14 protein-coding genes are annotated in these 13,121 nt (G+C 66.6%); 4 read left to right on the top strand and 10 right to left on the bottom strand.

Annotated elements, in window-relative coordinates; genetic code table 11:
* Positions 1-39: 39 nt before the first annotated feature.
* From VGF64_00115 to VGF64_00095, 5 genes are all read right to left on the bottom strand, one after another.
* Positions 40-321: a Nif11-like leader peptide family RiPP precursor gene (locus VGF64_00115; GenBank protein ID HEY1633133.1), complete on the bottom strand. Its 282-nt coding sequence runs from the start codon at positions 319-321 to the stop codon at positions 40-42.
* 190 nt (positions 322-511) lie between these two features.
* Positions 512-2,185, bottom strand: coding sequence for an FAD-dependent oxidoreductase (locus VGF64_00110; protein ID HEY1633132.1), 1,674 nt, complete (start codon positions 2,183-2,185; stop codon positions 512-514).
* A 15-nt stretch (positions 2,186-2,200) separates the two neighbouring features.
* On the bottom strand, positions 2,201-3,646 hold the full coding sequence (locus tag VGF64_00105) for an FAD-binding oxidoreductase (protein ID HEY1633131.1): 1,446 nt from the start codon (positions 3,644-3,646) through the stop codon (positions 2,201-2,203).
* Between the two features lie 116 nt (positions 3,647-3,762).
* On the bottom strand, positions 3,763-6,816 hold the full coding sequence (locus tag VGF64_00100; GenBank protein ID HEY1633130.1) for an AAA family ATPase: 3,054 nt from the start codon (positions 6,814-6,816) through the stop codon (positions 3,763-3,765).
* Between the two features lie 283 nt (positions 6,817-7,099).
* Positions 7,100-7,771, bottom strand: coding sequence for a TetR/AcrR family transcriptional regulator (locus VGF64_00095; GenBank protein HEY1633129.1), 672 nt, complete (start codon positions 7,769-7,771; stop codon positions 7,100-7,102).
* Positions 7,772-7,857: 86 nt separating this feature from the next.
* On the opposite strand from VGF64_00095, the gene VGF64_00090 reads away from it, so the two are divergent.
* Entirely contained in the window at positions 7,858-8,742 is an 885-nt protein-coding gene (locus VGF64_00090; protein HEY1633128.1) for an oxygenase MpaB family protein, read from the top strand.
* Between the two features lie 43 nt (positions 8,743-8,785).
* Here VGF64_00090 and VGF64_00085 read toward each other — a convergent pair whose 3' ends face one another.
* On the bottom strand, positions 8,786-9,235 hold the full coding sequence (locus tag VGF64_00085; GenBank protein ID HEY1633127.1) for a VOC family protein: 450 nt from the start codon (positions 9,233-9,235) through the stop codon (positions 8,786-8,788).
* Positions 9,236-9,481: 246 nt separating this feature from the next.
* On the opposite strand from VGF64_00085, the gene VGF64_00080 reads away from it, so the two are divergent.
* A complete protein-coding gene (locus VGF64_00080) occupies positions 9,482-10,393 on the top strand; it encodes an LLM class flavin-dependent oxidoreductase (GenBank protein ID HEY1633126.1) in 912 nt (303 codons plus the stop codon).
* A 61-nt stretch (positions 10,394-10,454) separates the two neighbouring features.
* Positions 10,455-10,946: a G/U mismatch-specific DNA glycosylase gene (gene mug, locus VGF64_00075; GenBank protein ID HEY1633125.1), complete on the top strand. Its 492-nt coding sequence runs from the start codon at positions 10,455-10,457 to the stop codon at positions 10,944-10,946.
* Here the strand turns inward: mug and VGF64_00070 are convergent.
* Positions 10,943-11,410: an SRPBCC family protein gene (locus tag VGF64_00070; protein HEY1633124.1), complete on the bottom strand. Its 468-nt coding sequence runs from the start codon at positions 11,408-11,410 to the stop codon at positions 10,943-10,945. The two genes, mug and VGF64_00070, sit on opposite strands and share 4 nt — an antisense overlap.
* 166 nt (positions 11,411-11,576) lie before the next feature.
* Between VGF64_00070 and VGF64_00065 the strand changes: the two genes are divergently transcribed.
* Positions 11,577-12,002, top strand: a complete 426-nt coding sequence (locus VGF64_00065) for a nuclear transport factor 2 family protein (protein ID HEY1633123.1) — start codon at positions 11,577-11,579, stop codon at positions 12,000-12,002.
* Between the two features lie 6 nt (positions 12,003-12,008).
* Here VGF64_00065 and VGF64_00060 read toward each other — a convergent pair whose 3' ends face one another.
* From VGF64_00060 to VGF64_00050, 3 genes are all read right to left on the bottom strand, one after another.
* Positions 12,009-12,275, bottom strand: a complete 267-nt coding sequence (locus VGF64_00060; GenBank protein ID HEY1633122.1) for a hypothetical protein — start codon at positions 12,273-12,275, stop codon at positions 12,009-12,011.
* 65 nt (positions 12,276-12,340) lie between these two features.
* Positions 12,341-12,622, bottom strand: coding sequence for a MazG nucleotide pyrophosphohydrolase domain-containing protein (locus VGF64_00055; GenBank protein HEY1633121.1), 282 nt, complete (start codon positions 12,620-12,622; stop codon positions 12,341-12,343).
* Positions 12,623-12,841: 219 nt separating this feature from the next.
* The coding region (locus VGF64_00050) for a hypothetical protein (GenBank protein HEY1633120.1) at positions 12,842-13,121 on the bottom strand (280 nt) is incomplete at its 5' end.

Genomic DNA, 13,121 nt, shown 5'->3' with positions numbered 1-13,121 from the left:
GGGTCCGCCGGGAGCATCGGCCGGGGCGAGCGGAGGGTCTCAGCTCCAGCTCATCAGGTCACGGCCCCCCTCGGGGTCCGGAAGAGGGCGGCCCGCCTGCGCACCCGCGCCGCCAACCACCTGCGCCAGGTACTCGTCCGAGAGCTCTTCGAGACCACTGAGGGACTTGATCACCTCCAAGTCCCGTCGATTGATGTCGAAACCAGCCTGGGTGATGAGCTGGTACTTGTCCTCCGACATCTGCGTTTCCTCCAGCCGACGCCGAAAGTCTTCATCGGAGTTGACCCGCTCAAACAGTGCTTTGACGCTCTCCGTGGACACTTGGTCCCCCCTTTTGTCATCGACGTCCGAACCCCCGCCCCGGTACGCCGGAATCCGCCATGGACCTAGACAATATGCCACAGCCTCTCGAGCGCCGCGATGAACTGGCGGTGACCCTTTGCCAATACGGGGTGACAGCGCCGCCTCGGTCTCTGGTGCCGACTCGCACGCGGTCACTTCCGACCGATTCTCAGGCCCGCCCCAGCGCCCGGACAGGCTCGAGTGATCGCAGATGCTCGTGAACGAGCCGCACGGCTGTAGCGCCCTCACCCACCGCCGACGCCACGCGTTTGATCGAACCCTGTCGGACGTCACCTGCGGCAAAGACCCCTGGCATGCTCGTCTCGAGCGGCAACGGATCACGGAGATGGTTCCAGCACCCGGGAAACTGCTCCAGAAGGTCGCGCCCGGTCACCAAGTAGCCCTTGGCGTCCCTCACGATTTCCTCTGGCAGCCATTGGGTGTGGGGCTCACCGCCGATCATGACGAACAGGGCTGAGGTCTCGACCTCCTCTAATGCTCCTCTCTCTCGATCTGCGAGAGTGAGGTGCCGGAGACGCCCGTCGCCACCTCCGTCGACAATCTCCGTGCGATGACGGACGATGATGTTCGGCGTCGACTGGACGGTACGCACGAGGTAGCTGGACATGGACTTGGCGAGGCTGTCTCCTCGAGCGAGGAGTGTCACAGTGCGTGCGTAGTTGGCCAGATGAACCGCGGCCTGACCGGCTGAGTTGCCAGCACCCACTATGACGACGTCCTGATCCTGCATGGCTCGGCTCTCACTCACGGCGGCGCCATAGAAGACGCCGGATCCCACCAGCGCTTCGAGTGGCGCAACCCCGAGTCTCCGCCAGGTGATCCCGGTGCCGATCAGAACGGTTCGGGCCCAGACTTCGGTGCCGTCAAGTAGGCCGACCACGCGATAGTCGCCGCCGCTCCCGAGGCCCACGGCCTGCTGGGCGAAGACGATGTGTGCCCCCATGAGCCACGCTTGTTCGCAGGTCCGCTCCATGAGAAGGCCACCGCTGACCCCGTGGGGGAACCCGGGATAGTTCCTGATGAGCGGGCTCGTCCCCGCCTGCCCTCCGGAGACTGCCTGTTCGAGGAGCACTGTGTCGAGCCCTTCGGAGGCGGCATAGACGGCCGCGGCTAGGCCCGCCGGCCCCGCCCCGACGATGGCGAGGTCGCACCTGTCGACATCGTTCTTGACCTGGACACCGATGGCTCGGGCGAGATCGGGCAGGCTCGGATCGATGGTCACCTGGCCGTCGTAACGAATGACCGCTGGAAGGCAGGAGCCGTCGAGCGCGGCCTCGTCGAGCAGTCGTCGCCCGGCCTCGCTATCGACGGCATAGAACCGAAACGGCATGCTGAAGCGTGTCATGACGTCTCGAAGCTGAAGCATCCTGGCGTCGCCCTCCTCGGCGACGATCCGGAACATCTCGAAGGTCGGCTCCTGCTCCCGCGTCCAGGTGGCGAGGTACTCGCTCATGGCGCGGTACATCATCTCGTCGTCCGCCCACGGGCGCACGATGTGGTAGTCGGCGTGGCCGAGGGCAATCATCTGCACTGCAGGGCTCGTCGCGGAGTAATCGCGGTCGACGAGAAGGACACGTTTCGCACGCGGATGCAGTTGGTGCGCACTCTTGAGGAAGTCACATGAGCTCGCGTCCACGAGCAGCAGTGCTACGGCTTCGTCGGCGCTGGCCTTCTTGTTCAGTACGACGAGCGCTGGCTCCGGCGAGGTCTCGCCCCCAACCGTGAAGTCGTTGCCGAAGCGCCGCCTGAGGTCGCCCAGGAGCACTGCAAGCGAGCGGGCGTCACGGTCGAGGACGAAGATCACCGGCTTGGTCACGTTCACCACCTGACGTTACGGCTATCGAGGTGATCCAGTCGCCTCTTTTCGGCGAGCCGGCAGGATGTTCTGGTTGATGTGGAAGACATTTTCGGGATCGTACCGGGCTTTCACTTGCGCCAACCGTTCGTAGTTGTCGAGGTAGGAGGCGCGGACGCGATCCTGCCCCTCTTCCATCATGAAGTTGATGTAGGCGCCACCGGCCGAGGTGGGGTGGAGCTCCTCCCAGTACTGCTTGGCCCACGCGGTAATCTCGCCTGCATTGGCTGGGTCGGGATCGACCCCCACGATGACTCCGGCCCAGCCGCCGCCGCGGTAGGCGAACGGAGTGGCGTCGTCGGTGACGCGAGCAGCGGCGCCGTCGATGGGATAAAGGTGCATGGTCGAATGGCCCGTAGGCAGGTTCTCTGCGTGCTTGAGGTGTACTTCGATGGCGCGGTCGGAGATCTCGTTGAAGAAATCAGCGCGCCAGTACCACTGCAGACCGGCTGGGTAGAGCCCGTCGAAGGCGCTCTGCAGTACCGAAAACGGCATTTCCTGCAGCCCGACGAGCAGCGGCGAGCCAAACTCGCGAATGGGGGCAAGCACGTCGGCTGCCTTGTCGTGCGGTCCCGTATAGCACCAGACGATCGCGCACGACTTACGACCCCACAGCTCTTCGGGGAACGGCGGGGCGGGCGGGATCGTCATGGTGGCGATGAAGCCACTCAGCTCCTCCGGCAGAGAAGGCAGCAGATCCCGGTACCACCGCATGACCTCCGTGGTGTCGGCCAGGTCGTACAGGACGGGTCCGCCGACGATCATGCCGTGCTCACCGATGTCGTGGCAGGCGAAGCGGAAGGAGGTGACCACACCGAAATTGCCGCCGCCGCCGCGCAACGCCCAGAACAGATCCGGATGGGAACGGTCGCTGGCAGTGACAAAGCTACCGTCGGCCAGTACCACGTCGGCCGACAGCAGGTTGTCGACCGTGAGACCGAACCGACGTGTCAGGTAGCCGACGCCGCCACCGAGAGTGAGCCCGCCCACCCCGGTCGAGGCGAGGAAACCCGACGGCGTGGCCATGCCGAACTCGACCGTTGCGTGGTCGACGTCTCCCCACGTGCAACCACCGTCCACCCGAACGGTGTGAGCCGCCGGGTCCACGGTGGTGCTTCGCATACCGGACAAATCGACGACCAGGGCGTCATCCCAGACCCCCAGGCCACCAGCGTTGTGGCCACCGCCTCGCACAGCGAGCTCGATCCCGTGCTGGCGGGCAAAGCGCACGCAGGCGAGGACATCGGCAACGTCGGCACAGCGGGCGATCGCGCCAGGACGGCGGTCGATCATGCCGTTGTACACGGCGCGGGCCCGGTCGTAGTCCGGCTCCCCGGGTCTGATCGTCGGTCCCCTGAGACCGGCCGCCAGCTCGTCGTATGGCGGTGCCGGGGTGTTGGCCCGGCTGGGCGTGGTGGTAGTCGTCATGTCACCCCTTCCTCCGACGGCTCGGGTGGTGAGCCGCGCTGCGAGCAGACGGTACGCAGCAGGCGTTCGCTCAGCGTTCGGCGCTCCGACCAGCGGCGCGAGCGCTGCCGGAAGGATCAGGGAGTGACTCGATCCATGAGGTCGGCGCGACTTCTGGCCTCGAGGGCCTGGCTGCGCTGCTTGCCGGCGAGCTCGACTGCGGCGCGGAGCCTCGCGACCGCCGGTTCTCCTGATTCCAGACCGGCACGAAGGCGCAACACCTCCGGCAGCCACCAGCGATCGTCGTTCTCCTCCGCTGCCGCCCGGGCGGCGTCGAGAACCGCCCGGGCCGCCTCTGTGCGCCTGCAGCCGATGAGCACCTCACCAAGCAGCGACAGCCAGTACGGCATCCGGGCGTACGCCCTCAGCGAGCGGAGGCGGCCGATCCCCTCCTGGATGCGGGCGACGCCCTGCTCACCACCGCATGCCCAGCCGTCGAGGACCCGAGCCCACTCGCTGTAGTAGGCGAACTCGTAGCGGTCGCACAGGCCTCGTAGCTCCTCGACGGCGGCCCGAACAGCGGCCCTGTCGCCGTGCATCTGGTAGGTGATGGCAGCGTACGCAAGGGCGACCGCGAGGCTGTAGGGATGATCGACCGCTCTGCCTCGCTCGACGGCGCCGCCGCACGCCGCTGCGGCCCGATCATCCTGACCCAGAAGCCAGTGAGCATGCGCGGCCCATGCTCGGGCATGGACCTCGATACGGGTGCCAAGTAAAAACGAGAACGCACCTCGCGACAGCTCGTCGGCCAAGTCGAAGTGGGGGATCGCCGTTGCCGCCATGCCGAGGCTGGTCGCCGACCCGGCGAAGGCGAAATGTGCCTGTCCGACGAACTCTCGCTCGGCTCCTCCCTCTGCCAGTGCCAGGGCGCGAGTGGCCAACTTGTGGGCCAGCGCGGTGCGTCCCTGGACGAAGCGGGCGGCGAAGAGCGCCACCAGGTTCCCCTGTAGGACATGCCGCTGACCGAGACGCTCGGCCAGGACAGCCGATCTTTCCAAGGTCGACTGCAGCTCGGTCGAGGAGTAGCCGCGAACAGCGTTGAGCGGTTCAGATATCTGCCCGAGCACGTCGAGCTCGCGGTTGTCCCGTTCACGGCCGGCGGGCATCTGCTCCACCAGGGCCAGGCACCGGCGGTAGCTTCGGATCGCCTCGGTGTACGCGAACAGACCGGCCGCTGCCTGGGCCGCCCGGCCGAAGTAGTGCAAGGCGCGGTCCGGTCGCCCGCCACGCTCGTATTGCTCGGCGAGCTGTGCAGCCACGTCATCGACACGTCCAGCGTGCAGGAGCTCGAGTCCTTGGGCCAAGCGGCGGTGCAGGAGCCAGCGACGTGGCGGACTGACCGAGGCGTACGCCGCGTCCCGGAGCAGGTCGTGGGTGAAGTCATAGCCGTTGCGCTGCTCGCGCAGGATGCGCAGTCGCCACAGCTCGTCGACGGCCTGCACGAGGGTGTCGGCGTCGAGGTCGCTCGCCTCGCTCAGCAGATCGAGGCTGAAGTCCCGCCCCAAGGCCGCAGCGAGGCCAGCGACATCCCTGGCGGCAGGTGATGGCTGGGCCAGTCGACGGTCGAGGACGCCCTGAAGGTCTGCGCCCTGCATGGGATGAACGGAGCTCGTCGAGTCTGAGAAGCTGCGGGCCGCCTCGACAACCAAGAGCGGGTTACCGCCCGCCGCCGCGTGCAGGAATGTCTGCTCAGCCGCTGACAGACGACGGCCCAACACGGAGGCTGCGAGCTCGCCTGATTCATCGACATTCAGCGGGCCGAGCGCGATGTCGGTGACGAGTCCCGCCGATCGCAGACCCCATAGCGACGCACCGACGTCCCGGTTGTCGTCCAGCTCTTCGGGGCGCAAGGTGGCGATGACGAGCAGGGGCGCATCACTGGCGAAGCTCATGAGGAAAGCCAGCCAGGCCAGTGTCTCTTGATCACACCATTGCAGGTCGTCGAGCACGAGGAGGGTCGGAATATTGGCGGCCAGCACAGCGCGAGCCAGCCCCTCGAAGAATCGATGTCGCTGCCAGGCGTCGACCATTGCCCGGGAAGCCTCGGGGGCGGTTCCTGGACCAATGTCTGTGGGCGATCGGTCTTTCGTGCGGGCGGTCCCGCTCCGAAGGTCGTCGGTATCCGGTACAAGACGCTCGACCTCGAGCTGCCACACCGGCTCGAGGGTCTCGACCGCCGAACGCAGGTCGCTGCTCCGAAGCCATTCGGCAATGGGTGCGAGCGCGAGCTGGCCCGAGGATGCGAAGCATCGCGTCATCGCCACGACCGCTCCCTCGTCGCCGGCTTCGGCGGAAAGTTCCGCAACCAGTCTGCTCTTGCCGACTCCGGGCTCTCCCGACACCACGACGAGCCCGCATTGCCCGAGAGCGGACTGACGCCAGCGCCGCAGGAGCTGACCAACCTCGTTCTCGCGGCCAACCAGGGCGGCGCCAGCCGCTTCGGGCCGCCAGCTGGAGCGAAGCGGTGGCCGGACAGGAGTGTCGCCCCGCTCGAGCAGCCGTTCGAGGCCCCGGGTCGTCTCCGGGTCTGGGCTCACACCGAGCTCTTGCTCGAGCATGGCAGCGCAGCGGTGATAGGTACCCATCGCTGCGGCGCGGTCCCCCGACTCGGCCTGGATCTCCATGAGGAGGCGATAGCCGAGCTCCTCGAGTGGCTCCAGGTGAATGCGCCGGCGCGCGATCTCAATGGCACGGCCGTGATCTCCCGACACCCGCCGACCGGCGGCGGCCAGGTCGCACAGATCTACACACTCCCGACGCACACGGTCACGATGGTCGAGCAGCCAGTCGTCGTAGACCCCGGGCATGAGCTCGCCCCGATACTCGGCGATCGCCGCATCGGCATGGCGGAGGAACTCGTCGCCATCGTCCCTCGACCTCGCCGCGAACGCCGCCTCACGCTCGGCGTAGAACACGCGGACGTCAACTCGACAGGCAGGAGTGTCACACCAGGTCAAGGTCGTGGGCTCGATGACGAGCGAGGGGCAATCGCCCAGGGCCAGGCGCAGCTCGTGCAGCTCACGCCGCAGGTTCGTGCGCGCCTGCGATTCGGTGGAGTCGGGCCAGAAGTTCCCGGCCAGATGCGGTCTGGCCTCACCAATTCCCGCGTGGAGAACCAGGTAGGCCAACAATCCCGCCGAACGAGACGATGGCCGGCGCCTCCCGGGTTGCGCCCCGGTTGCGACCAGCTGCTCGCCTAGTAGGCGAATCTCGATCATGGCGAGCGCATTCCCCCCTCACTCCTGTTACACAGCACGCTTCAAACTCAAATCACCGCGCGGCGCGGTGCCCCCCCAATCCTAGGGACACGGTGGAGCCTGGCGGTGTCCAGCTCCTTGGCGCGACCAGCCGTGTGGCTCACGGGCTTGCCCGAAACCGGGTTGAACCGGACTTATGGCGACAGAAGCCCAACAATCATGTCTCGGGGGCTAAGGGAGTCTCATCTCGCGAGACACCAGCCGACGCCGCCGCGATCAGGAACAGCTGCACAAGGTGGTCGATCACCTCGTCTATCGTCGCCTCGAGCTGTCCGTCTTGCCACTCGATCATCACGCGCTCGATCGCGCCGACGAGAGAGAGTGCGCCCATGCGGAGGGTCTGTTCCGGCATCCCTGACAGGTGTGGGCGCGCCGTGGCGGCAACGAGGTCGGCGAACTGTCGCAGGCTTGCCCGAATGTGCCGATCTACCTCAGCACCGGCTGAGGTGCTCTCAACGAAGATCAACCGTGCCTTGCGCGGGTCCTCAGCGAGCGACCGGACGAATGCCTCGATCGCCGCCCGGACCTGGGCCACGGGATCGTGTGGCACCTCACCAACCTTCTGGGCGACGAGTCGAAGCAGCTCTCTTGTCGCCCGATCGAACACGGCGGTGAAGAGCTCGCCACTGTCTCGGAAGGACTCATAGAAGTAGCGGTCGGTCAGTCCGGCCTGGCGACAGATGTCCTTCACGCCCGTAGCGAGGAATCCGCTCGTGCCGTACAGCTCGAGGGCGGCCTCGAGCAGCCGCTCGTGGCGCGCCGCAACCCGCTGGGTGGCGCTGACGCCGCCATACGAGCGAACCGGGGTCTTTGAGCTCGTGGTTGCCATGGGGAACACATCTTGACAATCCGAATCGTCAGATGGCAACCTTTCTGACGATCAACATTGTCAAATAGCTGGGAGGTCGTCGTCCGGTGACTTCGCGGCCCGGTGACGGGGCGCTCCTGCGTCGTTACGCGGGAGACTGGCGGTCGATCATCGAGGGTACGTCGATCGGCCTTCTGCAGCTCATGTATCCGTCGCTGGGCGCCGCCGTCGCCGCGCAGTCGGGGTTCTTCGAGGATCCCTATGGGCGGATCTACCGCTCGATTCCTCAGATCTGGGCGAGCATCCTCGCCCCCGACGCCGATGCCCGTGCTCGGCGGATCCGCGATCTGCATCGCGACATCAAGGGCACGGTGAACGGGCAGCGGTATCACGCCCTCGACCCGGAGACGTTCTGGTGGGCGCACGCCACCTTCTCCCACCTGATCTTCCGTTCGGTCGAGCGCTACCACTGGAGGGATCGGCTCGACGCGGCTGGCTACGAGCACCTCTATGCAGACACCGTTGCCTGGTACGAGCGTTACGGCGTGAGCCAGCGGGCTGTGCCCGCGTCGTACGCCGAGTTTCAGACCACGTTCGACCGCTTCTGCGCGGAACGGCTCGAGCTCACCCCGGCCGTCGAACGCTTGCTCGAGATGGGCGATGACGCCACACCCGCCGTCAGGGCGAACACTCCGCTGGAGCTGCTCACCACGCCGATCCTGGCGCGGTGGGGGAGGCTGAGCACGATCGGCAACTTACCTCCCAGGGTGCGCGAGCATTTTGGCCTTCCGTGGACCGACGACGATCAAGCGCGCCTCGACCGTTTGGCACAGGCCTTCCGCCTGACCTTCGAGACGATGCCGCCGCCCCTCAACCGGGCCACGTTTGCTCACGCGCTACGACTCACCGGCTCCTGGACGCGTACGAAGCGCTACGTTCCCCGCGAGCCCCTAGGCGCCGCGGGTTCGGTTGGCCGCCGGTCATCCAGCTGAGCTCGTCCCGCGATGGTCGAGCTGCCCGAGCTTGACCCGTTGCTCACGCCTCGGGCTTTGGCGGCAGCATCGCCCGGTACCGTGCGGGAAGGAGCTCGAGGAGCTGCCCATCGGGATCTCTGATGAAGAGGGCGTTGCCGACGTCGCTCTCCTCGATGATCTGTCCTCCATACTGGGCGGCCTTTTCCGCTGTGGCGCGGACGTCGTCGACCGAGATCGACAGGTGGGTGAGCCCGGGCTCGTTCATGGTGCGCGGCCGGAAGGGCGCCATCGCACCGCGGGCCGAGTAGTGGAGGAGCTCGAGTACGAATCCATCGAGGACCAGGTACGAGGCCGTGACCCCCAACGGGGTCTCGAGGCTGCCGAGCTTGGCGGTCGCCTCGTCATCTGGGGTGATCTCGTACCAGAACGTGAAGCCGAAGACCTCCTGGTAGAAGCGCTTCGAGGCTTCGAGGTCCGTGACGACCTGCCCGGTGTGGTTGTACGTGCTCACTGCGGCTCCTCTGCCATCCCGTCCCCGACCCCGACGACCGCCGCCTCCTTGCGCAGCTCCGCCAGGAGAAAGTGCGTGACTCGGCAGCGTACTCATTCCTGCGCCTTCTCTCGGACTGCAGGAACGGCCGCCTCCCAGCAGTCTCCTTTGTCGACCCCCACTGGAAGCGAGCCGCGGAGTAGACCATTGCTACGATCGAGCGACGATGCTCATTGCCAGCGCGCTTCGTGACGACGACCCTCGGCTGTGATTGACCCGTTCACGCCGAGCTTCGGCATCAAGACGACCCCCGCGAACGTCAGCTATCACGACATCCAACGGGTCTGGTCCGAGGCGGACGCGATTCCCGAGATTCAGCACGCCTGGCTCTATGACCACCTGCTGCCCAGGGTGGAGGACCCGTCAGGCCCGATCTACGAAGGCTGGACGCTGCTCGCCGCTCTTGCCGCCCAGACGCAGCGGCTGCGGCTCGGCTTGCTCGTGACCAACAATCGGATCCGGCGGCCCGCAGTGCTGGCCAAGATCGCAGCGACCGTTGACGTGATCTCCAACGGACGGCTCGAGTTCGGGATCGGCGTCGGCGGCCTGCCGAGCAGGGACCCGAGGTTCGGGGCCATGGTGGCTCCCGAGTACGACGCCTACGGCATACCGATCGGAGACTGGGGCGACGCGGTCGCCAGCTTCGCCGAGGCCTGCGTGATCATCCGCCGCATGTGGACCGAGGAGGCATTCGACTTCGCGGGGCGGCACTACCAGCTGAGTGGTGCGCGGTGTAACCCCAAGCCCATCCAGCGACCGCATCCCCCAATACTGATCGCGGGCACCGGGGGAGCCACGCTGCGCATCGTGGCGGACCACGGTGACGTGTGGAACGCGATCGGCCCGCCTCTCAACAGCGTCGAGGACTTACGCGAGCGTAGCGGCGTCCTCGACGAATATTGCTCCGCCATCGGGCGCGATCCCCGGGAGATCACGCGCTCGGTGCAGCTGGCCATCTCCTACGATGATGCAGCGCGGACCCGGGAGAACCTTCGGCTGCTCATCGACGCTGGCTTCCTCCACCTGGTGCTCAACCTGCCGACGCCGTATCCGAGCGATGTCGCGCGCTGGGTGACCGACGAGCTGATCAGGCCCACGCTCGGCCAAGCTCCGTGGTGACGGCCTGAGTCGCCCTCGGTCGCCCAGCCGGGCCGAGCTCTTGGCGGCTGCGGGAAAGCGGGTGCCTGACGTTCTGGCGCCCGGCCTCGATGTCATCTTCTGCGGCATCAACCCGGGACTGTGGTCAGCCGCAGTCGGCCACCACTTCGCCCGCCCGGGCAACCGGTTCTGGAAGGTGCTCCACGCGGCCGGGTTCACCGAAGAGCTGCTGTCGCCGTTCGACGAACGCCGGCTCCTCAATATGGGGGTGGGGGTGACGAACCTCGTCAGCCGGGCCACTGCCTCTGCCGTCGAGCTCGACAGCGACGAGCTACAAAGGGGTGGGCGCAGCCTGGCCCGAAAGGTGCGCCGCTTGCGCCCAGGCGTCGTTGCCTTCCTCGGTCTGACCGCGTACCGGTCCGCCTTCGATCGGCCAGGCGCCACCGTGGGGGAACAGGCGGAACGACTGGGTAGCGCCAGGCTCTGGCTTCTTCCGAACCCGAGTGGCGCCCAGGCGTACTACCAGGACGACGCGATGGTCAGCGCCCTGCGGGCCTTGCGAAGGGCGATCTAGGGACCGGCAGTCCCCGTCTCGACGAAGCGACCCAGCTGAGTCAGCGTGGCCTGCATTGTCTCGCGGTTGTGCTGAGGCCGGTCGCTGATTCCCATGACGGTCCGATCCACCACGGGCATCCATCCGGGGCGTCGGTCGATCCAGGTCTCCCTGATGCGGCACCCGCTGCCCTCGGAGATGAACTCGTAGGTCCAGCGGGATATCAGCAGTGGGCCCACCTTGACGTCGAAGCTGAACAGCTCGCCGGGATCGGCGGCAACCACCGTGCACGTCGTCGTCCAGCGCCGCCACTCCTTCCGGTTGGCGCCACGGAACCGGGCGCCCACCGTCGGGACGGCACCGTCGAGCCATCGACACTTCGTGGTCTCCGGGCTCCACTGCCCCATTCTCGTCACGTCGCTGACCAACCCGTATGCCGCCTCGGCAGAAGTGCCGACCAGCTCCTCCACGGTCACCTCGGGCATGGGCTCCACCTCTTTGTCGGTCGGGGGCCGCCAAAGCTACCTGCTACGTGAGGTTGATACCCACTCCTGACCAGGCAATCCGTATCGCGCATCCGGTCCAGGGGGCCTGCTCGACGGCAGTAGTGTCGGATGTCGATGATCAGGGTCCCGGGGTTGAGGGTGACGAGTGAACGCTGACGACCTCGCTGACATCGAAGAGATCAAGCAGCTCAAGGCCCGGTACTTCCGGCTCATGGACACGAAGAGTTGGACCGAGTGGGCCGATGTCTTCACCTCGGACCTGAGCGCCTGGGTTGAGGACACTCCAGACGTCAACTACGGCAGTCGAGACGAGTTCGTCGGCGCTGTCAGCTCGATCCTCGCCGACGCAGTGACGACCCACCATGGTCATATGCCGGAGATCGAGATCACCGGTCCCGACACGGCTCGTGGCATCTGGGCCATGTTCGACAACGTGAAGCTCACCACCCCTCACCGGACTGTCGAACTGAAGGGCTACGGCCACTACCACGAGGAGTACCGCAAGGAGCCCGACGGCCGGTGGCGCATCCGCTCGATTCGGCTCCACCGCCTCCGCGTCGACAACATCTGATCCGGATCAGAGTCCGAGGCCACCAACCCGTCGCCGTTCGAAGCTGGCGCAGTCTCTGGGGCAACCGCCGGGCACGGCGGCGCCGACGGTACAGCGGAGGAGCACGACGCCGTCCGCTGTCGCTCTGGTGACAGCGTGCTCACAGTCGTCGCGGACGGTCACGTCCGCCAACAACCCCGCCAGATCGGCGTCGGTGACCGCAGGAATCGGCCTTTTGGCTTCCCGGCGGGCCTGCCGGTTCGCTTGCTGACGCCTGCGCTTGGCGGTGCTCATCAGTCCAGGATCCCACAGCCTCCGGGGGAACCTGGGGGCGGGACCCGACAGCGGCCTCCTCTCTCCTAAGGACAACCGCAGGGCCGTTGCCCGCATTTCGGGCACCCGTCCCGGTAGCGCTCGACGGCCTCGTCCAGGGAGAGGTGCAGCTGGTTGCCCAGAGATGCCAACCACGCCATCACGTCGCCGATTTCGTGCAGCTGATCCTGCCGATTACCCTTCCGAGCCGCCCTGGCGAGCTCGCCCAGCTCCTCCGTCAGCCAGGCGATGGTGGCGCTGACACCTCGCTCCTCGTCTCGGCGTCCATAGGTCTGCGCCATGAGGTCCTGGAGGGTCGTCAGCTCCATGGCCGCGTCAGACCGCCGCCGCGGGTACCCGTTCGAGAATTCTGGCGGTTGGGATCCAGCCCTCGCGTGCGCTCGGGTAGCGCGGCTCCCACCCCGTGGTGCTCCGGAGTCGGTCGTTGCTGACTCGCACCGACCGCGTCAACGATGTCATGCGGTCGCCCCGTACCGCCGGTGACGAACACCCTCATACCAGGACCGTAACGTCACCGCCCCCCTCGTTCAAGGTGAGGCTGTGCCCGAGCTTCCACCGAGGCTTGTTGCGATGTCGTCGAGAGCTGCCTGCTCGGCGGCACCTACCTCCTGGCCAGCCTCGCGGTGCGCGTGCGCCACCTTGGTGGCCAAGTTGATGACGAAGCGTCGGTAGTCCTCGACCTCCTGCGGGGACGCCTTCTGCTCCAGGAGGCTGATGGCGTCGCGAAGATGCTGCAGCCCATGCTGCCTCAGCTCCTCGGCCGAGTGGTAGTGCGAGTGGTCGCGTTCGGGCTTGGCTGCGGTGATC

The organism is Acidimicrobiales bacterium (genome assembly GCA_036491125.1).
In the GTDB taxonomy this organism is placed as follows: Bacteria; Actinomycetota; Acidimicrobiia; order Acidimicrobiales; family AC-9; genus AC-9.
Note: the sequence above shows the minus strand (reverse complement) of the source record. Positions and strands in the feature narration are given on the sequence as shown.